Source organism: Nonomuraea sp. NPDC049400, assembly GCF_044466425.1.
Taxonomy (GTDB): Bacteria; Actinomycetota; Actinomycetes; order Streptosporangiales; family Streptosporangiaceae; genus Nonomuraea.
The window spans coordinates 91,189-113,793 of record NZ_JBITMP010000006.1 but is presented as its reverse complement, the minus strand read 5'-3'; the positions used below and the strand labels follow the sequence as shown (position 1 = coordinate 113,793).

The 22,605-nt window shown below is 68.8% G+C and carries 18 protein-coding genes and 1 tRNA gene; 8 read left to right on the top strand and 11 right to left on the bottom strand.

Going from position 1 to position 22,605, the window contains the following annotated elements:
* Positions 1–409: 409 nt before the first annotated feature.
* Together gltB and ACIBVN_RS10505 are read left to right on the top strand one after the other, a co-directional pair.
* Positions 410–4,915, top strand: coding sequence for a glutamate synthase large subunit (gene gltB, locus ACIBVN_RS10510; RefSeq protein WP_397134807.1), 4,506 nt, complete (start codon positions 410–412; stop codon positions 4,913–4,915).
* A 14-nt stretch (positions 4,916–4,929) separates the two neighbouring features.
* Positions 4,930–6,408, top strand: a complete 1,479-nt coding sequence (locus ACIBVN_RS10505) for a glutamate synthase subunit beta (protein ID WP_397134805.1) — start codon at positions 4,930–4,932, stop codon at positions 6,406–6,408.
* A 41-nt stretch (positions 6,409–6,449) separates the two neighbouring features.
* On the opposite strand, the gene ACIBVN_RS10500 is transcribed toward ACIBVN_RS10505, so the two are convergent.
* Complete coding sequence (locus tag ACIBVN_RS10500; protein WP_397134803.1) at positions 6,450–7,283, bottom strand: helix-turn-helix domain-containing protein; 834 nt, start codon at positions 7,281–7,283, stop codon at positions 6,450–6,452.
* Positions 7,284–7,376: 93 nt separating this feature from the next.
* On the opposite strand from ACIBVN_RS10500, the gene ACIBVN_RS10495 reads away from it, so the two are divergent.
* The 4 genes from ACIBVN_RS10495 to pyk all read left to right on the top strand — a co-directional run bounded on the left by ACIBVN_RS10495 (position 7,377) and on the right by pyk (position 12,065).
* A complete protein-coding gene (locus tag ACIBVN_RS10495; RefSeq protein ID WP_397134801.1) occupies positions 7,377–8,438 on the top strand; it encodes an aldo/keto reductase in 1,062 nt (353 codons plus the stop codon).
* A 147-nt stretch (positions 8,439–8,585) separates the two neighbouring features.
* Positions 8,586–10,253 carry a S8 family peptidase gene (locus ACIBVN_RS10490; RefSeq protein WP_397134799.1) on the top strand — a complete coding sequence of 556 codons (1,668 nt, stop codon included), beginning with the start codon at positions 8,586–8,588 and terminating at the stop codon, positions 10,251–10,253.
* Positions 10,250–10,600: a DUF2784 domain-containing protein gene (locus ACIBVN_RS10485; RefSeq protein WP_397134797.1), complete on the top strand. Its 351-nt coding sequence runs from the start codon at positions 10,250–10,252 to the stop codon at positions 10,598–10,600. Before ACIBVN_RS10490 ends, ACIBVN_RS10485 begins: the two co-directional genes overlap by 4 nt.
* 34 nt (positions 10,601–10,634) lie before the next feature.
* Positions 10,635–12,065, top strand: a complete 1,431-nt coding sequence (gene pyk, locus ACIBVN_RS10480; protein WP_397134795.1) for a pyruvate kinase — start codon at positions 10,635–10,637, stop codon at positions 12,063–12,065.
* Between the two features lie 301 nt (positions 12,066–12,366).
* Here the strand turns inward: pyk and dapD are convergent, their stop codons facing one another.
* The 4 genes from dapD to ACIBVN_RS10460 form a co-directional block, all read right to left on the bottom strand.
* Positions 12,367–13,329: a 2,3,4,5-tetrahydropyridine-2,6-dicarboxylate N-succinyltransferase gene (gene dapD, locus ACIBVN_RS10475; RefSeq protein ID WP_397134793.1), complete on the bottom strand. Its 963-nt coding sequence runs from the start codon at positions 13,327–13,329 to the stop codon at positions 12,367–12,369.
* A gap of 90 nt (positions 13,330–13,419) precedes the next feature.
* Complete coding sequence (locus tag ACIBVN_RS10470; RefSeq protein WP_397134791.1) at positions 13,420–13,842, bottom strand: pyridoxamine 5'-phosphate oxidase family protein; 423 nt, start codon at positions 13,840–13,842, stop codon at positions 13,420–13,422.
* 117 nt (positions 13,843–13,959) lie between these two features.
* Entirely contained in the window at positions 13,960–14,631 is a 672-nt protein-coding gene (locus ACIBVN_RS10465) for a hypothetical protein (RefSeq protein WP_397134789.1), read from the bottom strand.
* A 152-nt stretch (positions 14,632–14,783) separates the two neighbouring features.
* Positions 14,784–14,856 (bottom strand) — tRNA-Leu (locus ACIBVN_RS10460).
* A gap of 114 nt (positions 14,857–14,970) precedes the next feature.
* Between ACIBVN_RS10460 and ACIBVN_RS10455 the strand changes: the two genes are divergently transcribed.
* Complete coding sequence (locus tag ACIBVN_RS10455) at positions 14,971–15,555, top strand: response regulator (protein WP_360711417.1); 585 nt, start codon at positions 14,971–14,973, stop codon at positions 15,553–15,555.
* Positions 15,556–15,574: 19 nt separating this feature from the next.
* Here ACIBVN_RS10455 and ACIBVN_RS10450 read toward each other — a convergent pair whose 3' ends face one another.
* Positions 15,575–16,303 (bottom strand): hypothetical protein, encoded by a 729-nt coding sequence (locus ACIBVN_RS10450; RefSeq protein ID WP_397134787.1) that lies wholly within the window; start codon positions 16,301–16,303, stop codon positions 15,575–15,577.
* A gap of 301 nt (positions 16,304–16,604) precedes the next feature.
* On the opposite strand from ACIBVN_RS10450, the gene ACIBVN_RS10445 reads away from it, so the two are divergent.
* Entirely contained in the window at positions 16,605–17,903 is a 1,299-nt protein-coding gene (locus ACIBVN_RS10445) for an ABC transporter substrate-binding protein (protein WP_397134786.1), read from the top strand.
* 46 nt (positions 17,904–17,949) lie between these two features.
* On the opposite strand, the gene ACIBVN_RS10440 is transcribed toward ACIBVN_RS10445, so the two are convergent.
* The 5 genes from ACIBVN_RS10440 to ACIBVN_RS10420 all read right to left on the bottom strand — a co-directional run bounded on the left by ACIBVN_RS10440 (position 17,950) and on the right by ACIBVN_RS10420 (position 22,428).
* On the bottom strand, positions 17,950–18,324 hold the full coding sequence (locus tag ACIBVN_RS10440) for a hypothetical protein (RefSeq protein WP_397134785.1): 375 nt from the start codon (positions 18,322–18,324) through the stop codon (positions 17,950–17,952).
* A gap of 89 nt (positions 18,325–18,413) precedes the next feature.
* Positions 18,414–19,196: an ABC transporter ATP-binding protein gene (locus ACIBVN_RS10435; protein ID WP_397134784.1), complete on the bottom strand. Its 783-nt coding sequence runs from the start codon at positions 19,194–19,196 to the stop codon at positions 18,414–18,416.
* Positions 19,193–20,131: an ABC transporter ATP-binding protein gene (locus ACIBVN_RS10430; RefSeq protein ID WP_397134783.1), complete on the bottom strand. Its 939-nt coding sequence runs from the start codon at positions 20,129–20,131 to the stop codon at positions 19,193–19,195. Before ACIBVN_RS10430 ends, ACIBVN_RS10435 begins: the two co-directional genes overlap by 4 nt.
* Positions 20,121–21,119, bottom strand: a complete 999-nt coding sequence (locus tag ACIBVN_RS10425; protein WP_397134782.1) for a branched-chain amino acid ABC transporter permease — start codon at positions 21,117–21,119, stop codon at positions 20,121–20,123. Before ACIBVN_RS10425 ends, ACIBVN_RS10430 begins: the two co-directional genes overlap by 11 nt.
* Before the next feature lie 16 nt (positions 21,120–21,135).
* Positions 21,136–22,428, bottom strand: coding sequence for a branched-chain amino acid ABC transporter permease (locus tag ACIBVN_RS10420; protein WP_397134781.1), 1,293 nt, complete (start codon positions 22,426–22,428; stop codon positions 21,136–21,138).
* Between the last annotated feature and the right edge of the window lie 177 nt (positions 22,429–22,605).

The window sequence follows — 22,605 nt, the reverse complement described above, 5'->3', positions numbered from 1 at the left end:
GCCGCCGGCCACGGTGCGCCGGCGCCGCTGCGCCGGAGGGCGCCTGCGGGGCTGATGAGGTGTTCCTGATGCTTGCGTTTTGGCCGGTGCAGGAGGCGGTGAAGAGGCCAAAGGGCAGCCGGTGTGAGGTGAGGTGGGAGTGGCGGTTGGCGGGCGGGGCGGAGCGGCGAGGGTGGGAGTCGCTCCCCGTGGCGGAAAACGTGCCTGCCCAGCGGGAATGTGGAGCCCAGATCCCGGGTTTGAGATAGAGAGTTCGGATGCTGGGATGAGATCGAATGTTCGCAATGCGGACGTGCCGGGCACCATTCCGGCAGCGTGCGGTAATCTCTACCCACGATATGCAGCAGGGCCAACGTCGTCCCCGCCTGTAAAGCAGTTCTAGACAGACGATGACGACGGGAGGGATTAAATGCCTGCTGCCCACCTCGGGTTCCCCGAGCCCCAGGGCCTGTACCACCCCGCCAACGAGCATGATGCCTGCGGTGTCGCCATGGTTGCCGACGTCGCCGGACGCCGGGGACACGGGATCGTGGTCAAGGCGCTGACGGCTCTGTGCAATCTTGATCATCGGGGGGCCAAGGGTAGCGAGCCGGACACCGGCGACGGAGCCGGGATCCTGACGCAGATCCCCGATGGGTTCTTCCGCGCGAGCGCGCCGTTCGCGCTTCCCCCTGCCGGCGCGTACGCGGCCGGCATCGCCTTCCTGCCGATCGACGAGCAGGCCAGGAGCGTCGCCAAGGGCCTGATCGAGGAGATCGCCGCAGAGGAAGGTCTCACCGTGCTCGGCTGGCGCGAGCTGCCGGTCGACCGCGCGCTGCCCGGGCCGAGCGCCAGGGCCGTCATGCCGCACTTCGCCCAGCTGTTCGTCTCGGACCCGGAGGGCCGGGAGGGGCTGGAGCTCGACCGGCTCGCGTACTGCGTGCGCAAGCGGGCCGAGCACGAGGCCGACGTGTACTTCCCCTCGCTGTCCGCCAGGACGATCGTCTACAAGGGCATGCTCACGCCCGACCAGGTCGAGCCGTTCTTCCCCGACCTGAGCGACGAGCGTTACGAGACGGCGATCGCGCTGGTGCACTCGCGCTTCTCCACCAACACGTTCCCGAGCTGGCCGCTGGCCCACCCGTACCGCTACGTCGCCCACAACGGCGAGATCAACACGGTCAAGGGCAACCGCAACTGGATGCGGGCCCGCGAGGCGATGCTGCAGTCTGCCCACATCCCGGGCGAAATTTCGCGACTTTTCCCCATCTGTGACCCGGATGGCAGCGACACCGCGAGCTTCGACGAGGTCCTCGAGCTGCTGCACATCGGCGGCCGGAGCCTGCCCCACGCCGTGCTGATGATGATCCCGGAGGCGTGGGAGAACCACACCGAGATGGACGCCGCGCGCCGGGCCTTCTACGAGTTCCACTCCTCGATGATGGAGGCGTGGGACGGCCCCGCGTCGATCACGTTCACCGACGGCACCCTGGCCGGCGCCGTGCTCGACCGCAACGGCCTGCGCCCGGGCCGCTTCTGGGTGACCGCCGACGGCCTGGTCGTGCTGGCCTCCGAGGCCGGCGTGCTGGACTTCAAGCCGGAGGACGTGGTCAGGAAGGGCCGCCTCCAGCCGGGCCGCATGTTCCTCATCGACACCGCCCGCGGCAAGATCATCGAGGACGACGAGATCAAGGCCGAGCTGGCCGCCGAGCTGCCGTACGCCGACTGGCTGCACGCGGGGCTCGTCCGCTTCGAGGAGCTGCCGGCGCGGCAGCGGGAGATCCCCACGCACGAGGCGCTCGTCAAGCGGCAGCAGACCTTCGGCTACACCGAGGAAGAGCTGCGCATCATCCTGTCGCCGATGGCCAAGGCCGGCCAGGAGCCGATCGGCTCGATGGGCACCGACACGCCCGTCGCCGTGCTGAGCGAGAAGCCGCGCCTGCTGTTCGACTACTTCACGCAGCTGTTCGCGCAAGTCACGAACCCGCCGCTGGACGCCATCCGTGAAGAGCTGGTCACCTCGCTGGCCAGCACCATCGGCCCCGAGGGCAACCTGCTCGACCCGGGTCCGTCGTCGTGCCGCCAGCTCGTGCTGCCGTACCCGGTGATCGACAACGACGAGCTCGCCAAGATCATCCACATCAACGACGAGCACGACCTGCCGGGCTTCCACCCGTACGTCATCAGTGGCCTGTACGAGGTCGCCGGCGGCGGCGAGGCGCTGCTGCGCCGCCTGGAGGAGATCAGGGCCGAGGCGTCCGAGGCGATCGCGAACGGCGCGCGGATCATCGTGCTGAGCGACCGCGGCTCGTCCGACACGCTCGCGCCGATCCCGTCGCTGCTGCTGACCGGCGCGGTGCACCACCACCTGATCCAGGAGAAGACCCGCACCAAGATCGGCCTGGTGGTCGAGACCGGCGAGGCCCGCGAGTGCCACCACATGGCGCTGCTCATCGGGTACGGCGCCGGCGCGATCAACCCGTACCTCGCGATCGAGACCATCGAGGACCTGGTCGACACCGGCGTGCTCCAACTCGACAAGCGCAAGGCGGTGCGCAACCTGATCAAGGCGTACGGCAAGGGCGTCATCAAGGTCATGTCCAAGATGGGCGTGTCCACGGTGGCCTCCTATACCGGCGCGCAGATCTTCGAGGCGCTCGGCCTGAGCCAGGAGGTCATCGACTCCTGCTTCGCCGGCACCACCTCCCGCCTCGGCGGCGTCGGCTTCGACGTGCTGGCCGAGGAGGTCGCGCAGCGCCACCGCCACGCCTACCCGCGCGCGGAGAACGCCCACCGCAGGCTCCAGGTCGGCGGCGAGTACCAGTGGCGGCGCGAGGGCGAGCCCCACCTGTTCAACCCCGAGACCGTCTTCAAGCTGCAGCACGCCACGCGGACCCGCCGCTACGAGATCTTCAAGGAGTACACGAACCTCGTGGACTCCCAGGCGGAGCGGCTGATGACCCTGCGCGGCCTGTTCAAGCTGCGCAAGGGCAACCCGATCCCGATCGAGGAGGTCGAGCCGGCCTCGGAGATCGTCAAGAGGTTCTCCACCGGCGCGATGTCGTACGGCTCCATCTCGATGGAGGCGCACGAGACGCTCGCCATCGCGATGAACCGGCTCGGCGGCAAGTCCAACACCGGCGAGGGCGGCGAGGACCCCGAGCGGCTCTACGACGACACCCGCAGGTCCGCGATCAAGCAGGTCGCCTCCGGCCGGTTCGGCGTCACCAGCGAATACCTGGTGAACGCGGCCGACCTGCAGATCAAGATGGCCCAGGGCGCCAAGCCCGGCGAGGGCGGCCAGCTGCCCGGCCACAAGGTCTACCCGTGGATCGCCAAGACCAGGCACTCCACGCCGGGCGTCGGCCTCATCTCGCCGCCGCCGCACCACGACATCTACTCGATCGAGGACCTGGCCCAGCTCATCCACGACCTGAAGAACTCCAACCCGGAGGCCAGGGTCCACGTGAAGCTGGTCGCCGAGGTCGGCGTCGGCACGGTGGCCGCGGGCGTGTCGAAGGCGCACGCCGACGTGGTGCTCATCTCCGGGCACGACGGCGGCACCGGCGCCTCACCGCTCACGTCGCTCAAGCACGCGGGCGCGCCGTGGGAGCTCGGCCTGGCCGAGACCCAGCAGACGCTCCTGCTGAACGACCTGCGCGACCGCATCGTCGTCCAGGTCGACGGCCAGCTCAAGACCGGCCGCGACGTCGTCATCGCCGCGCTGCTCGGCGCCGAGGAGTACGGCTTCGCCACCGCGCCCCTCGTCGTCAGCGGCTGCGTCATGATGCGGGTCTGCCACCTCGACACCTGCCCCGTGGGCGTCGCCACGCAGAACCCGGAGCTGCGCAAGCGCTTCACCGGCAAGCCGGAGTTCGTGGTCAACTTCTTCGAGTTCATCGCGGAGGAGATCCGCGAATACCTGGCCGAGCTGGGCTTCCGCTCGCTCGACGAGGCGATCGGCCACGTCGAGATGCTCGACATGTCGGCGGCCGAGGACCACTGGAAGGCCAGCGGGCTCGACCTGGCGCCGATCCTGCACAAGCCCGAGCTGCCCGCCGGCACGCCGCTGCGCCGCGTCATCGAGCAGGACCACGGGCTGGAGCACGCGCTGGACAACACGCTGATCCAGCTCGCCGAGGGCGCGCTCAACGAGGGCACCCCGGTCACGCTGGAGCTGCCCATCCGCAACGTCAACCGCACGGTCGGCACCATGCTCGGCTACCAGGTGACCAAGCGGTACGGCGGCAAGGGCCTGCCCGACAACACGATCGACATCTCGTTCACCGGCTCGGCGGGCAACTCGTTCGGCGCGTTCGTGCCGCGCGGGGTCACGCTGAGGCTGACCGGCGACGCCAACGACTACCTCGGCAAGGGCCTGTCCGGCGGGCGGATCACCGTCCGGCCGCACGAGGAGGCCCCGCTCGACGGCCACATCATCGCCGGCAACGTCGCCCTGTACGGGGCCACGTCCGGCGAGGTGTTCGTCCGCGGCGTCGTCGGCGAGCGGTTCTGCGTCCGCAACTCCGGCGCCACGGCGGTCGTCGAGGGCGTGGGCGACCACGGCTGCGAGTACATGACCGGCGGTCGTGCCGTGGTGCTCGGCCCGACCGGGCGCAACTTCGCGGCCGGCATGTCGGGCGGCATCGCGTACCTGCTCGACCTCAAGCCCGAGCGGGTCAACCGCGAGATGGTCGCCATCGAGACGCTCACCGAGGAGGACGGCGAGTTCCTCAAGGAGGCGGTCGAGAAGCACTTCGCGGAGACCGGCTCGCCGGTCGCCAAGGAGCTGCTGGCCGACTGGGACTCGGCGCTCGCCCGGTTCGGCAAGATCATGCCGACCGACTACAAGCGGGTGCTGGCGGCCGCCGAGGCCGCCCGCATCGAAGGCAGGGACATCGACGAGGCCGTCATGGCGGCCGCGGTTCAGGGTTAAGGGAGGCGTACCGAATGGCTGACCCGAAGGGTTTTCTCACGCACGACCGGGAGCTGCCGGCGCGCCGCCCCGTGGACGTCCGCATCAGCGACTGGCGCGAGGTCTACCAGGACTTCTCGCAGGAGAAGCTGACCAAGCAGGCGGCCCGCTGCATGGACTGCGGCATCCCGTTCTGCCACAACGGCTGCCCGCTCGGGAACCTCATCCCCGAGTGGAACGACCTCGTCTACCGCACCGACTGGCGCGAGGCGATCGAGCGGCTGCACGCCACGAACAACTTCCCCGAGTTCACGGGCCGGCTCTGCCCGGCCCCGTGCGAGGCGGCGTGCGTGCTCGGCATCAACTCCGACCCCGTGGCGATCAAGCGGGTCGAGGTCGAGATCATCGACCGGGCGTTCGCCGAGGGCTGGGTGACCCCGCAGCCCCCGGCCGTCAAGACCGGCAAGAAGGTCGCGGTCGTCGGCTCGGGTCCTGCGGGCCTCGCCGCGGCGCAGCAGCTCACCAGGGCCGGGCATGACGTGGTCGTGTTCGAGCGGGCCGACCGGATCGGCGGGCTGCTGCGGTACGGCATCCCCGAGTTCAAGATGGAGAAGCGGCACATCGAGCGCCGCCTGGAGCAGATGCGGGCCGAGGGCACCGAGTTCCGCACCGGCGTCAACGTCGGCGTCGACATCACCGCCGCCGAGCTGCGCGAGCAGTTCGACGCCGTGGTGCTGTCAGGCGGGGCCACCCAGTGGCGCGACCTGCCGGTGGCCGGGCGCGAGCTCAAGGGCGTCTACCAGGCGATGGAGTACCTGCCGCTGTCCAACAAGGTCCAGGAGGGCGACTTCGACAAGTCGCCCGTCTCGGCCGAGGGCAAGCACGTCGTGGTGATCGGCGGCGGCGACACCGGCGCCGACTGCATCGGCACGGCGATCCGGCAGGGCGCCAAGTCCGTCACCCAGCTGGAGATCATGCCTCAGCCGCCGGCGAGCAGGCCAGGCAGCCAGCCGTGGCCGACGTTCCCGATCCTGTTCAAGATGGAGAGCGCCCACGAGGAGCTGGCCGACGGCGGGGGAGAGCGGGTCTACGCGGTCTCCACCACCGAGTTCGTCGGCGACGCCGACGGCAACGTGCGGGCGCTGCGGCTGGTCGAGGTCGGGGGCCCGCAGTCCGGGTTCAAGCCGATCCCGGGCACCGAGCGGGAGATCCCGGCCGAGCTGGTGACGCTGTCCATGGGCTTCGTCGGGCCGGAGAAGGGCTCGCTGCTGCAGGACCTCGCCGAGGTCGCCGGTGACGGCTTCTACGACGCGCGGGGCAACGTCTCGCGTGACAAGACGTACATGTCCAAGGTGGACGGCGTCTTCGTGGCCGGCGACATGGGGCGCGGGCAGTCGCTCATCGTGTGGGCCATCGCCGAGGGGCGCGCCGCCGCCTCGGGCGTGGACCGGTATCTGACCGGGGACACGGCGCTGCCGTACCCGATCCTGCCGACCGCACGGCCGCTCGTGTGACATTCAGCCCGGGGCTGCCATCAGCGCAGCCCCGGGCTTTTTCACGTGCACTCGCGGGCGATGGCGTCGAGCACGCTCTGCGAGTCGGGGTCGGCGGCGCGGTAGATGATCAGCCGCTGCTCAGGAGTCTGGAGCGGGGCCAGCACCTCGTAGTCGACGGTCAGCGGGCCCTGCGTCCTGTGCCGTAGCCGCTTCTGGCCCCGGCCGTTCACCCGCACGTCGCGCTGCGCCCACAGCCGCGCGACCTCCTCGCTGCCGGTCGTGAGCTCGTCGATCAGCTCCGTGAGCGCCTTGTCGTCGGGGTGGGCCGCCCACGAGGCCCGCAGGTCGGCGATGCCCTCGCGCAGCGCGCGCTCCCTGTCGCCGAAGTAGTCGCGCAGGCCCGGATGCAGCATGCACAGCCACAGCGTGTTGCGCTGCGGCGGGGGCAGCGCGGCCAGGTCCAGCGACAGCAGCGCCGCCATCTCCGGGTTCCACGCCAGGATGTCGAAGCGGTGGTTGACCAGCATGGCGGGCAGCGGCGACAGGTCCAGGACGAGCTGCGCCAGCGGACCGGCCTCGTCCGCCGGGGGAGCCTGCCGGGTGGGCCGCTGGCGGGCCAGGTCGAACAGGTAGGCCCGCTCGTCCTCGTTCAGCCGCAGCGCGCCGGCCAGCGCCTCCAGCACCTCGGGCGAGGGGCGCAGACCGCGGCCCTGCTCCAGGCGGATCACGTAGTCGACGCTGACGCCCGCAAGCTCGGCGACCTCCTCTCTGCGCAGGCCCGGAGTGCGGCGCTGGGCGCGGCGGGCGGGCAGGGAGACGTCGCCGGGAGTCAGTCGCTCGCGGCGGGTGCGGAGAAAGGCCGCGAGCTCGCGGGTCTGATCCACGGTGCTCATCCCTTCGATCCTACGACGCGCCTGCCTAGGAAGGCTCTTCCCAGGAAGAGCCTTCCCTTCCGCCCCGCCCGCCGGCGGAGCAGCCTTGATGGCATGACGACTCTTGACACCTACCGCCTGCTCGGGCGGTCCGGACTGCGCGTTTCGCCGCTGGCGCTGGGGACCATGACGTTCGGCACGGATTGGGGCTGGGGCTCGGACAAGGACGAGTCGCGCCGGATCTTCGACACGTACGTGGACCGCGGCGGCAACTTCATCGACACCGCCAACCAGTACACGGAGGGCACCTCGGAGACCCTGGTGGGCGAGTTCGCGTCGGGGCGGCGCGAGCAGCTGGTGCTGGCCACCAAGTACACCCTGGCCCGACGGCCCGGCGACCCGAACTCCGGCGGCAACCACCGCAAGAGCATGGTGCAGTCGGTGGAGTCGAGCCTGCGCCGGCTGAACACCGACTACATCGACCTGCTCTACCTGCACGCCTGGGACTTCACCACCCCGGTGGAGGAGATCCTGCGCGGCCTGGACGACCTCGTCAGGGCGGGCAAGGTGCTCTACGCCGGCATCTCCGACACGCCCGCCTGGCAGGTCGCCCGCATGCAGGCCATCGCCGACCTGCGCGGGTGGGCGCCGCTGATCGCCCTGCAGATCGAGTACAGCCTGGTCGAGCGGACCGTCGAACGTGACCTCATCCCGATGGCGCGGGAGATGGGGCTCGGGGTCGTCCCGTGGTCGCCGCTGGCCAGCGGAGTGCTGACCGGCAAGTACAGCCGCGCCGACCTCGACCAGCAGGTCTCCGCCGATCCGTCCGGCACGCGCAAGAATGTCGCGGCGGCCAACGGGTCGCTGACCGAGCGCGCCCTGGACATCGCCGACGTGGTCAAGCAGGTGGCCTCCGAGCTGGGCGTGACGCCGTCGCAGGTCGCCCTGGCCTGGACGACGCTCAACCCGGGCGTCACGGCGCCCATCGTGGGAGCGCGCACGCCGGCGCAGCTGGAGGACAACCTGGGGGCCTTGGAGGTGCGGTTCAGCGAGAGCCAGCTGGCCACGCTGGAGGAGGCCAGCCGGGTGGATCTGGGGTTCCCGCACGAGTTCCTGAACCGTCCCATGCCACGCCAGGTCATGCTGGGCGGCGTCAAGCTCGACCTCACCCGCTGACCGACCCGGCCCGGACGCACGGCAAAGCGGACCCCATGGCTGGGGTCCGCTTCCCTCCTTCCCATCCGAAATTTCACTGCGAAGTTGCATCAGCCGATGGCTGTCGGGAAGATGCAGAATCTGCGGCACTGGGTGGATGGGGGAAGTATGCGGCGAGTCGCCTCTGGCTTGGTGGCGCTGGCCGCCGTGGCCACGTTCACCGCCTGCTCCACCTCGACCCCGACCACGACCCCGCGAAAGCCCGCCGCCCCCCGGGGCGCCGAATACCTCGTCTTCTACGCCGAAGGGCAGCAGCGCCAGGCGCGGGAGGCCGTCGAGCGGGCCGGCGGCACCACGATGGGCGGGGACGCCAGACTCGGCTACCTGATGGCCTCGGGCAGCGGCGGGTTCGTGGAGGCGGTGGGCGCGAACCGGGCCGTCATCGGGGTGTCCCCGGACCGGAGCATCGGCTTCGCCACCAACCGCGTCCTCGCTCCCGCCGGCCGTACCGGATCCAAGTCGAGTACGGCGTCCTTCCCCGACGCGGGGTCGTTCACCAAGAACCGCGCCGGAGAGCCGCTGGCCGGCCGCCAGTGGGACATGCGGATGATCGGCGCGGACCGCGCCAACGCCAAGGCGCCGGGCACCAAGCAGGTGCTGGTCGGCGTCATCGACACCGGCGTGGACGGCAAGCACCCCGACATCGCCCCGAACTTCAACCGCGAGCTCAGCCGCAACTTCGTCACCGACAAGCCCAAGGACGAGAACGGCGAGACGCTCGACGGGCCATGCGAGGCCGGCGGCTGCAAGGACCCCGTGGACCAGGACGACGACGGCCACGGCACCCACGTGGCCAGCACGATCGCCTCCCCCATCAACGGCATCGGCATCGCGGGCGTGGCCCCCAACGTGCAGATCGTGAACATCCGGGCGGGGCAGGACTCCGGGTTCTTCTTCCTAAAGCCCAGCCTCGACGCGCTCACCTACGCCGCCGACATCGGCGTGGACGTCGTGAACATGAGCTACTACGTCGACCCCTGGCTGTTCAACTGCAAGGCCAACAAGGGCGACACGAAGAAGCAGCAGCTCGAACAGCAGGCCATCATCACCGGCATGCAGCGGGCACTCGACTACGCCCGCCAGCACGGCGTCACGCTCATCTCAGCCCTCGGCAACGAGTCCATCGACCTCGGCAACCCCAAGGTCGACAAGGCGAGCCCCGGCTACCCGGCGGGCGAGAAGAAGGTCCGCCAGATCGACAACTCCTGCATCGACGTGCCCGCCGAGTCGGGCGGCGTCATCTCCGTCTCCGCGCTCGGCCCCTCCGGGCGCAAGGCGATCTACAGCGACTACGGCGTCGAGCAGACCGACCTGGCCGCGCCCGGCGGCGACGCCCTGGACGGCAAGGGCGCCAAGGCCACCAGGTCGATCCTGGCCGCCGCGCCCGAGCGCGTGCTGCGCGCCGCCGGGCGGATCGACGCGAAGGGCGAGCCCAAGGGCGCGGACGTCGTCAAGGACTGCACGGCCGGCCCCTGCTCGTACTACCAGTACCTCGACGGCACCTCCATGGCCGCCCCCCACGCCACGGGCGTCGCCGCGATCCTCATCAGCCGCTTCGGCAAACCCGGCAAGGGCGGGCTCGACCTGCCTCCCGCCACGGTCGAGGACCTGCTGTACAAGACGGCGACCCAGAAGGCCTGCCCGACGCCCCGCAAGTACGTGTACAAGACCTATGGCGAGACCGTGACGCAGGACTGTGAGGGCGACCAGGCCGACAACGGCTTCTACGGCCGCGGCGTCGTGAACGCCTGGAACGCGGCCATCGTCGAGCCATGACGTATCGCATCATCGCGGACGCCGCGATGGTGGTGCACTTCGCCTTCCTGGCCTACCTGGTGGTGGGCGGGTTCGTCGCGTGGCGGTGGCGGCGTACGATATGGGTGCATGCAGCGGTCGCAGCCTGGGGCGTGATCTCGATCGTGACCGGCGTCGAGTGCCCACTGACGGTGCTCGAGGACTGGGCACGCCACCAGGCAGGGTTACGGGGGCTGCCGCCCAGCGGGTTCATCGACAACTACATCGAGGGCGTCATCTACCCCGAGGAGTACACGAACTTGGCACGCCTGGGGGTTGCCGTTCTCGTTCTGTTCTCTTATGTGGGCTACGTTCTCCGTCGTCAGTGACTGCCAGTGGTCTGTACCAATTAAGGTAGGACTCGTGACTCGTCGCGCGAAAATCGTTTGCACCCTAGGCCCCGCCACATCCTCCAAAGAGCGCCTGCGTGAGCTGATCGCCGCAGGCATGGACGTGGCACGGTTCAACCTCAGCCATGGCAACCATGACATGCACAGAGAGGTCTACGACCGGGTCAGGGAGGTGGCGGCCGACCTCGGCCGCGGCGTAGGCGTGCTCGCCGACCTGCAGGGACCCAAGATCCGCGTGGGCACCTTCGAGGAGGGCCCCGTCAGGCTGGGCTTCGGCGACGTCTTCACCATCACCACCGAAGACGTGCCGGGCGACCGTGAGCAGGTCTCCACCACCTACAAGGGGCTGCCCAACGACGTACACCCCGGTGACACGATCCTGGTCGACGACGGCCGCCTCGTGCTCGAGGCCACCCGCGTCGACGGCGACCGCGTCATCACCCGCGTCGTCATCGGCGGCATGATCTCCGACAACAAGGGCCTCAACCTCCCAGGCGTCAACGTCAGCGCCCCCGCGCTGACCGACAAGGACGAGGCCGACCTGCGCTGGGCGCTGCGCACCGGCTTCGACATGATCGCCCTGTCCTTCGTGCGCCGCCCCTCCGACGCCGACGTGGTGCGCAACATCATGGAGCAGGAGGCCGTACGCCTGCCGCTGATCGCCAAGATCGAGAAGCCGCAGGCCGTCGACCGCCTCCCCGAGATCGTCGACGCCTTCGACGGCATCATGGTGGCCCGCGGCGACCTCGGCGTCGAGCTGCCGCTGGAGCAGGTGCCGATCGTCCAGCGGCGCATCATCGAGCTCTGCCGCGAGAAGGCCCACCCGGTCATCGTCGCCACCCAGATGCTCGACTCGATGATGAGCTCCCCGCGGCCCACCCGTGCCGAGGCCTCCGACGTGGCCTACGCGGTCATGGACGGCGCCGACGCGGTCATGCTGTCGGGCGAGACGTCGGTCGGCAACTACCCGATCGAGTCCGTCTCCACGATGGACCGCATCGCCTGCGCCGCCGAGGAGACGTCCCTGCGCGCCACCCACAAGCTCGAGCGCATGCCGGAGACCACCGGCGGCGCCATCGCGCGCGCCGCCGCCGAGGTGGGGGCCGTCGTCGGGGCCAAGGCGCTGGTGGCGTTCACGATGTCGGGGGAGACGGCGCGCCGCCTGGCCCGCTACCGCTCCCCGATCCCGCTCCTGGCCTTCACCTCGTCGCCCCACGTGCGGGGGCAGCTGTCGGTGACGTGGGGGGTGGAGACGTTCCACGTGCCGTTCGTGCACCACACGGATGACATGGTGCGGCAGGTGGAGGCGTCGCTGCTGTCGTCCGGGCGGCTGGAGAAGGGCGACAAGGTCGTCATCGTGGCCGGTTCCCCTCCCGGCACCCCTGGCTCCACCAACGCCCTCCGCGTCCACACCATCGGCTCCGCGGTGTCCCACGCCCACTGAGCTTCAGGTCCGCTGCGGCTGCGTACGGTGAGTGCTGCTCTACGGAGCCGCTTTACCCGCCTCACCGGCGCGCCGTGGCCCCCGTTCGACCGGCACGCCGGCGAGCCGGTCGTGGGATGACCTCTGTGCCCTGGGTGGCGCGGATGGCGATGGCCATGCGGCTCGCGCTTACGCCGTCGTGCCCGCACACGCGGCGCCGAGCAGGCGGCAGGGTGGCCTTGGGGCGCAGGCCCGCCACACACAGTGGTGTGCGGGCGGCGTGGGCCCCAGGCCCGCAGCGCCGCCCGCGAAGAGCAGGGTGTCAGTTGGCGTGCAGAGCGGCGTTGAGCTCGATGCCGTCGCCGGTGCGGGGCACCGCCTCAACCGCGCCCGACTGCGAGTTGCGGCGCAGCAGGATTCCGTTCGAGCCGGACAGCTCGGCCGCCTTCACCACCGTGCCGTCCGGGAGGGCGACCTTCGTGCCCGCCGTCACGTACAGCCCCGCCTCGACCACGCAGTCGTCGCCCAACGAGATGCCGATCCCCGCGTTGGCGCCCAGCAGGCAGCGCTCGCCGATCGAGATGACCTGCTTGCCGCCGCCCGAGAGCGTGCCCATGATCGAGGCGCCGCCGCCCACGTCGGAGCCGTCGCCGACCACCACACCGGCCGAGATGCGGCCCTCCACCATGGAGGCGCCCAGGGTGCCGGCGTTGAAGTTGACGAAGCCCTCGTGCATGACCGTGGTGCCGCTGGCCAGGTGGGCGCCGAGACGCACCCGGTCGGCGTCGGCGATCCGCACGCCGGAAGGCAGCACGTAGTCCACCATCCGCGGGAACTTGTCCACCCCGTACACCGTCACCGCGCCCCTGGCCCGCAGCCGCAGGCGCGTCTGCTCGAAGCCCGGCACCGGGCAGGGGCCGAAATTGGTCCACACGACGTTGGCGAGCAGGCCGAAGACGCCGTCCAGGTTCACCCCGTGCGGCCTGACCAGGCGCGAGGAGATCAGGTGCAGCCGCAGGTAGACGTCGTGGGCATCCACGGGCGGCTCGGAGAGCTTGGCGATGCCGGTGCGCACCGCCACCACCTCCACGCCCCGCGCCGCGTCTGGACCCGTCAGCCCGGCCAGTTCGCCGGCCTCGCCGGCGGAGAGCCGCTCGGTGCCCGTCGAGGGCGCGTCGCCCAGCTCGGGGGCGGGGAACCAGGTGTCGAGTACGGTGCCGTCGGTGGCGATGGTCGCGAGTCCGACGCCGAAAGCGCCGGTCGAGGTGGGATCGATAGCAGTCACGGGCCCAAAAATACCGTTTCCCGGGTCAGCGGAGAGCGCGCAGGTCCGCCGTGGTGTGTCCAGGCCGGCTGAGAGCCCGTCGGCCGGGAGTCAGCCGAGAGCGCCCAGGTCGGCGGACAGCCAGTGCTCTGGCCGCATCGTGAACGTCATGAGCACGTGGAGGTCCGAGCCCTGCACGTATCCCTCCACCGCGTCGGGCGGCAGATAGCGGGAGGCGATGCGGGTCAGGTCCTCCAGCGTGGTGGGCTCGGAGGATATGACGGGGCCTTCAACGGACACGTACCGATATGTCGGGCTGACCCGCTGCACCAGCATCGAGAACCTGCCGGCCTTCGCGATCAGCTGCGCCTTGCGCGAGTCACCGTCCGTCAGGAACCGGACGTCCCCGCCGGGGACGTAGTCGTACCAGACGGGCACGGTCAGCGGCGCCCGCCCGTCATCCGCCTCCACGGCCAGGCTCGCGATGTGCGGCTCCGCCAGGAACGCCTCCCGCGCCGCCACGCTCAACGGCATCCCACCCCACCCCGTTTCATCGATCTTGAGACGGCTATTCCCGGTGGGAGCGATCCCGAAAGCTCATCACCACGGCTTTTGCCCCCTTGTGAAGGCGGCGGACACCGTGACGCCGCCTCAGTATTTCGGCCCTACGTGAAGGTCCAGCAATTCCACGGCTTCCCGTCTGGCGACGGACAACTCGTTGCGGTTGTTGAACCGCCAGGCGATGCCGAGCAAGTCGAGCGCCTCACCGCAGAGGGCAAGGATGTCGGAGGACTCGTTCTTGAACAGGTAGCGGGGGTATTCGTACCAGCGCACGCCGCCGGGGAGCGGACGACGCACCCGATTCATCCCGCGATAGCCGTCGGAGTGGATAAGGCCCCTCACGAACCGCCCAGGATGGGACGTGACGATCTCCCGCTGCCAGGGCTCGAGCACAATCGGCCGCTCGTGCTTCTTACCAGGCCCATGCTGGGGGAACAGGTGCGGCCAGTGCTTGGAGAGGCTTTTCATCTCGGTGCAGCCGTTGCGTCTGCGTCGGCTTACTGCTGAGGCGGGCATCACCTGTGCCATCGTGGCGGCGACTTCCTCGATGAGGCCGGGCCAGTTGTCGTCGCAGTAGATGGTGAGCAGGTAGACCCCCTTGGGGCAGTGCACGATGTGGCCGTCGCCAAGGTAGAGGCCGAGCAGATGGGCATAGCTGTCGGCGGGTGTCGGAGAGAGCGGGATCGGCGAACAACGGGGGCAACTGCGGGTTATGGGAGAGTGCGTGTCAGGCAGGTCTTGCCACCGCCGGATGGTGTTCATGCTGATGCGGTCTGACGGCTTGCCTCGCGAATGCTGAGACCGGACTCCAGCAGACGGAGCGTGCGGTTGCGCACAGCGAGATCGTACATGCGGAGAGTGTTGCAGTTGGGTACGACAAACCGCCCGGCCGAAAGGGCCGGGCGGCTGGTCGGTGCCCCGGGTGGGATTTGAACCCACACTGTATGGGTTTTGAATCCATTGACTCTGCCGTTGGTCTACCGGGGCTTGAATCCGGAAATGCCAGACTCATTGGGGCCGCACGGCTGAAGCTTAGCTCAAGCTGGGGCCACACCAGTCCGGCGTGGATCTAATGTACCGGACATCGGTACTCTTCTGCTCGTGAGTACGCAGCGGCGAGTAGTGATCGCGGAAGACGAGGCCCTGATCCGCCTCGACCTCAAGGAGATGCTCCAGGAGGACGGCTACGTCGTCGTGGGTGAGGCCGGGGACGGTGAGCAGGCGATCCGGCTGGCCGCCGAGCTGAAGCCCGACCTCGTCATCCTGGACGTGAAGATGCCCGTGCTCGACGGCATCTCGGCGGCAGAGCGGATCGTGGCGGAGCGGATCGCCCCGTGCCTGATCCTGACCGCGTTCTCCCAGCGTGACCTGGTCGAGCGGGCCAGGGACGCGGGGGCGATGGCCTATCTGGTGAAGCCGTTCACGAAGGCGGATCTGGTGCCGGCGATCGAGATGGCGGTCAGCAGGCACGAGGAGATGGTGGCGCTGGCGGCCGAGGTTTCGAGCCTGTCGGAGCGGCTGGAGACGCGGAAGCTGGTGGAGCGCGCCAAGGGGCTGCTGATGACGCAGCACGGCTGGAGCGAGCCTCAGGCGTTCCGGTGGATTCAGAAGGCGTCGATGGATCGGCGGTTGAGCATGCGTGAGGTTGCCCAGATCGTTATAGACGACGCGGCCGAGCGGGGCTGAGCTCGGCCGTCTACAGCGGTCAGTGGGTCAGGCCGCAGACCTTGGCTGCCCATTTGATGAGGTAGTCCTGCTGTGGCTTGGGCGGTGTCACGATGACCACGCGTTCCTGGCCTCCGTCGACGCTTGCCCGCACGGGGAACAGGAACGCCTTCTTGGCCTCGGCGAACGCGTGGGAGTCGCAGCGGGCCGGAGTGAGCGTGATCGGCACTTCCAGTCGTTGCCGGTCCGGCTCGAGCGTGGCGAGCGGCCGGTGCTCGGGCTCGACCTGGTAGTGGGTGGTGCCGCCCATGTCCTTCAAGGTCACTTCGCCGGGGTTGCGGCGTTTGATCACCAGCTCGCCTCGCATGGTCTTGCCGGACGGCTTCCACTCCGGGCCGAACTCGATGTCCGCCACTTGTCTGATCAGGTACGCGGAGCATTCGTCGCGGAGCAGCCTGGCCAGCAGCGGGTCGGGGTGGGGCACCTTGAAGACCACCTTGTACGGCTGTCCTGAGCCGGTGCTGAGGTGGGCCACGACGGTGGCGGGGCTCACTTCGGGCAGGCCCTGGGGCGGGCAGTTGCCGACGCCGTACGGGATGCGCAGGTCGGTGCGCTCGGTCCTCTTGAGCACGGCGTCGGTCTTTTCCGCGGGGAGCGTTTTGAAGGACGGCGTGACCAGCTGGAGGTCCGCGAAATGTACTGGCGTGTCGGTGGTATTACGGACGGCTACATGAAGCGCGTGCAGCGGCTCGTCGGAGCGCCATTGCACCAGGGAGACGGATACGCCTGCGGGCGGTGTGGCAGGTGGGGCTGCCGGCGGCTCGGAGCTGGCGCAACTGGCGACGAGCATGCCTAAGGTAAGAAGTGGCGTAAAACGCTTCACTCGATGAACATTAAGCCTCCTTGCCCAGGTCCGTAAGTTGAGGACTGATTACGACTCCGCATCCAAGTGCCGACAGTTCCTCGCCGGATCTGGTTGGAACACGCTGCGGTTTTATACCTTTCCAGCATTCGATCGGGAACGCTCGGCGGTGCTGACGATCCCGGCCTGGCATTGAAGGAGACACTTCATGATCCGCATTGCTCCCGTGGGGCGGGCGCTGGCTGTCGTGGCTGCCACCAGCCTCGCCCTGACAGCCTGCGGCGGTGGCGGCGGCGACACCGCCACGCAGACTTCCCCTAGTTCTGCGGCGCCCGCCTCGTCGGCACCCGCGGCGAAGGGCGACGGCACGCTCACCCTCGGCACGCTGCTGCCCCAGACCGGTTCGCTCGCCCAGCTCGGCCCGCCCGAGTTCGCGGGGGTCGACCTCGCGGTCAAGGAGATCAACGAGGCCGGGGGCGTTCTCGGCAAGCCGGTGACCAAGTACGACACCGACTCGGGTGACACGTCCACCAACATCGCCTCGCAGTCGGTGGACAAGCTGCTGGCGCAGAAGGCCGACGCCATCATCGGTGCGGCGTCGTCCTCGGTGTCGCTGTCGGTGATCGACAAGATCACGGGCGCGGGTGTCGTGCAGTTCTCGCCGGCCAACACCTCCAACGAGCTCACCACGGTCAACGACAGGGGTCTGTTCTTCCGTACGGCGCCGCCGGACAAGCTGCAGGGCCGCGTGCTGGGTGACCTCGTGGTGTCCGAAGGCAACGACACGGTCGGCATCCTGGCGATGCAGGACTCGTACGGCACGGGCCTGGCGGACCAGGTGCAGCAGACGGTCACCGACGGCGGTGGCGAAGTGGTCGAGCGCGTCGACTACGACCCGAAGGCCGCTGACTTCTCCGCCGACGTCGCCAAGATCAAGGCGAAGAACCCCAAGGGCATCGTCCTGATCGGCTTCGAGGAGACCACCAAGGTCGTGCAGGAGCTGGTCAAGCAGGGCCTGACGGCGGACAAGCACAAGTGGTACATGGTCGACGGCAACCTGTCGAACGAGAACTTCCTCAAGTTCCCGAAGGGCACGCTCGACGGTGTCAAGGGCACGTACCCCGGCGCCGCGGCTCCTGACGAGTTCCGGAAGAAGCTTCTGGGCATCAACAAGGACCTCAAGGACTACCCCTACGCCAGCGAGTCCTATGACGCGACGAACCTGATCGCGCTGGCGGCGGAGGCCGCCAAGAGCGACGCGGGCACCGACATCGCCGCCAAGCTGATCGAGGTCAGCAAGACCGGCGAGAAGTGCAAGAACTTCAAGGAGTGCGCGGACCTGCTGAAGGCGGGCAAGGACATCGACTACGACGGCGTCAGCGGTCCGGTCGAGTTCAACGAGGCCGGTGACCCGTCCGTCGCGTCCATCGGCATCTACCAGTACGGCAAGGACAACACCTACCCCGCCAAGGCGGTCGAGTACAAGAACGGCAACATCGCCGGCTAGGCAGGCGTAAGAAAGGGCCCGGTCTTCGCGACCGGGCCCTTTCGCGTTACTTGCACCCCGCCACGATCTCGTCGGCGGCCACCCGGTACTGCTTCAGCAGCGCGACCTGCCGCTCTCGCGGCAGGTCGCCCTTGGACAGGCCTCCGGTCGCCGTCTTGACCCGCTCCGCGGCCCCGTGCAGTGATTGGGGCAGCCGGTCGCCGTACTCCAGCGTGATTCCGCGCGCCTCCGCCAGGCGGCCGATCAGGGCGTCCTCGAAGTTCTGCCGGTCCTCCTGGCCCTTCGGCTCCAGCAGGAGGCCGGCGTAGCCGATGGCGGAGACCACGCGGGCGCAGGGGTCGTCGGTGGGGTCGCCGCCGGTGCTGTACTTCGCCGTCGAGGAGGCGTTTCCCTGGCAGCCCACGAGTAGGGCGGGGATCATGAGCGCTACTGCCGCTAAACGTTTCACAACGCTCATTAAAGAACGGCGGAGGGGCTCATGGGAGCCCCTCCGCCGTTCTCGATCGCGTTTTACGCCTTGGCGAGCGTGCCGAGGTAGAGCTGGATGACCTTGGGGTCGTTGGCCAGCTGCTGCCCGGTGCCGGTGTAGGCGTTGCGGCCCTGGTCGAGGACGTAGCCGCGGTGGCAGATCTGCAGGCAGCGGCGCGCGTTCTGCTCCACCATGATCACCGTGACGCCCGCCTTGTTGATCTGCTGGGCCTGGATGAACACCAGGTCCTGCAGCTTGGGCGACAGGCCGGCCGACGGCTCGTCCAGCAGCAGCACGGAGGGCTCGGTCATGAGGGCTCTGGCCATCGCCACCATCTGCCGCTCACCGCCGGACAGGGATCCGGCGCGCTGCTTGCGCCGCTCCTTGAGCGCGGGGAACAGCTCGGCGACGAACTCGAAGCGCTCCTTGAACTTCCCCGGCACCTGGAAGGCGCCCATCTCGAGGTTCTCCTCGATGGTGAGACTGGGGAAGACGTTGTTGGTCTGCGGCACGTAGCCGACGCCGCGGGAGACCAGCGCGTGGGCCTTCATGTTCGTGATGTCCTCACCCTTGAGCAGCACCGTGCCGCTGCGGATGGTGACCAGCCCGAACATGGCCTTGAGCAGCGTCGACTTGCCGGCGCCGTTGGGGCCGATGATGCCGATCAGCTCGCCCTCTTTGACGTAGAGGTCGGAGCCGTTGAGGATGTTGACGCCCGGCAGGTAGCCGGCGATCAGCTCGTCGCACCGCAGCACGGCGTCCTCGGCGCCCTCCAGGTGGGCGCTGCGGTCGGTGACGGCCGCCTTGGACTCGGGGACGGTCACTTCTGCGTCTCCTCTTCGATCTCGGCCTCCAGCGCCGCCTCCGCCTCGTGGAGCTGGGCCGTCAGCTCGGTCTCCGACAGCGGTGCGTCGTGGTGCGCGCCGAGGTAGGCGTCGATCACGCGCTCGTCGGACATGATCGTCCCGGGTGGACCCTCCGCGATGACCGCGCCCTGCGCCATGACGATCACCCAGTCGCTGATGTCGCGGACCATGTCCATGTCGTGCTCCACGAACAGCACCGTCATGCCCTGCTCGCGCAGGTCCTTGACGTGGCCGAGCAGCGACTGGGTCAGCGCCGGGTTGACCCCGGCCATGGGCTCGTCGAGCATGACCAGCTCGGGGTTGACCATCAGCGCGCGGGCCATCTCCAGCAGCTTGCGCTGGCCGCCGGACAGCGACCCGGCGAAGTCGTCCTGCTTGGCGTGGAGCTTGAACCGCGTCAGCAGTTCCTTGGCCCGGTCGGTGATCTCCTCCTCCTGGGCGCGCCAGAACGACGGTATGAGGGCCCGCCAGAAGGTCTCGCCGAGCTGCTGCTGGGCGCCCAGGCGCATGTTCTCCAGCACCGTCAGGCGGGACAGAGCCTTGGTGAGCTGGAAGGTGCGCACCATGCCGGCGCGCGCCACCTTGTGCGCGGGCACGCCGTTCATGGGCCGCCCGTTGAACGTCCACGAGCCGGAGTCGGCCGTGTCGAACCCGGTGAGCTGGTTGAAGAACGTGGTCTTGCCGGCGCCGTTGGGGCCGATCAGCGCGGTGATGGAGCCACGCTGGATCTCGACGTGGTCGACCTCGACGGCGGTCAGGCCGCCGAAGCGGCGCACCACGTTGTCTATTACGAGGATGGGGTCGGGCTTGGGCACGCCGGGCTCGTGCGCCAGGTCCTTGAACGCCGCCAGGGCCGCGGCCTTGCGCCCGGTGGCAGTGGTTTCAGCGTGCATCGATTGCTATCTCCCTCTTGTCACCGAAGATGCCCTGTGGCCGGAAGATGAGCAACAGGATCAAGCCGAGGCCGACCAGGATCCAGCGGATGGCGCCGACTTGGTTGCTGTTCATGAACGTGATGTACCCGGCGCCGACCGCCTCGGCGAACACGTTGTAGATGAGGACCAGCAGCCCCCAGAAGAGCATCGAGCCGACGACGGGGCCGAGCACGCGGGCCGCGCCGCCGAGGATGACCATCGTGTACAGGTAGAACGTGGTCTCGGTGCCGAACACGTCGGGCTGCACGGAGGCGTAGGCAAGGCCGTAGAGGAAGCCGCCGAGAGCGCCGACGACGCCGCCCAGGACGAGCGACTGCATCTTGTACGAGAAGACGTTCTTGCCCAGGCTGCGCACGGCGTCCTCGTCCTCGCGGATGGCCTTCAGCACGCGGCCCCACGGGCTCTTCATGAGCAGGTAGACCAGGGCGCAGCACAGCGCGATCAGCACCCAGCCGACGAGGATGACCCACAGTTGCCGTTCGCTCCAGAAGATGGGCACCGGGCCGAGGTTGATGCCGTACTGCCCTTCGGGGAAGGGGTTGAGGGCGTAGAAGCCGTCGGAGAAGCCGCGCCGGCCGTCGGACCCGCCGAAGACCTCCTTGAACTTCACCGAGCGGAAGACGAGCCTGACGATCTCGGCGGCCGCGATGGTGACGATGGCCAGATAGTCGGCACGCAGCTTCAGGGTCGGTATGCCGAGCAGGATCGCCAAAATCACGGCCGCGACCACGCCGATGGCGAGGCCCAGCCAGAACGGCAGGCCGAAGGTGCTGACGGTGACCGCCAGGCCGTAGCCGGCGACGCCCATGAAGGCGGCCTGGCCGAAGTTGAGCAGGCCGGTGTAGCCGAATTGGATGTTGATGCCGATGGCGGCAACGCCGTACAGCACGGTCTCGACGCCGATCGCGGCCTTGAGCGTGGTGCTGATGATCGTGATCCAGTCCATTCTGATCCTCCCCCGATCAGCCGATCCGCTCGCGGCGGCCCAGGATGCCCTGTGGCCGGACGAGGAGCACGATGATGAGTACGGCCAGCGCGCCGACGCTCTTGAGCTCCGGCGGCACCCACAGCGTGGAGACCTGGATGAACAGGCCCACCACCAGCGAGCCGACCAGCGCGCCGAAGGCGGTGCCGAGCCCGCCGAGCGTCACGCCGGCGAAGATGAGCAGCAGGACGTCCTGGCCCATCGTGTATCTCAGGTTCTGCGACAGGCCGAGCATGATGCCCGCCATCGCGGCGATGGCGCCGCCCACGGTCCAGATGATCCGGATGACCCGGTCGACGTTGATGCCGGACGAGGCCGCGAGCGCGGGGTTGTCGGCCACGGCCCGGGCCGCCTTGCCGGTGCGGGTGCGCAGCAGCGCGATGCCGACGATGATCAGGACCGCGAGCTCGAGGCCCATGGCGACGAAGTTCTTCGGGGCCGCCGTGATCGGGCCGATGTCGATGCCCGGCTGCGCGGTGTACTGCGCGTAGGCCTCGTTCTGGGGGCCGAAGAAGATCAGGAAGACGTACCGGAGCACGAGTGCCACGCCGATCGAGATGATCATCATGGCGATGGTGCCGGTGCCGCGCCTGCGGAGCTGGCCCCAGAACAGGCGGTCCTGCAGGTAGCCGAGTATGCCGGCGACCGCGACGGCGATCACCGCGGAGGGGATGAGATGCAGGCCCATGCCCACGTTGAACGCGTACGCGAGGACTGCGCCGAGCGTGACCAGCTCCCCGTGCGCGAAGTTGGTCAGGCCGGTCGTGCCGTAGATGAGCGACAGACCGAGCGCGGCCAGGGCGATGATGAGGCCCAGGTTGAGCCCCTCGAAGGTGAGCTGGGCGGCCTCGTCCAGGAACGAGGACTCCCCGCCGGTGCCCTGCTGCTGCGGCTGGCCCGGGGCGCCCTTGGGCGTGAGCGCGAACAGGACCGTCGAGCAGTTGCCCTCGTAGACGGTCGGCGTGCGGACATTGTTGCCGCCCCGCACTTCAGCATTCTTCGGGAGGGTGCTGACATCCAGGGTGACCTTGTACTTGCCCGGCTTGTCGACCTGAACGTCCCACGCGCCTTGTGCGTTACTGGTGACCTCCTTGACGGGTTGTCCGCTCTCGGTGGTCACGGCGATTTTGGCGCCGTTCACTGGCTGGCCTTGGAGTTTGAGTGTCCCCTTCAGTCCCTGGCAATCGGCGGGACCCGCATACGCGGGTGCTGCCAGCAGGAAGACGAGTCCACCCAGGAAGGCCGTGAACGCGATCACGGCTCTGCGCAATGGTGCTCCCTCAAGTAGGTCAAGAAGGGGTTGTGCCCCTCCGTCTCGACACGCGCGCATCGCAGGCACAACTGGGATGCTGTGGCGGGAGCTTATTCTGGTGCCGCCCGTTTCAGTATCGTTCGTCACCAATTAGTGACAAGTGCGTGTCACTCATGTGAGGAACCAACAAGCCTG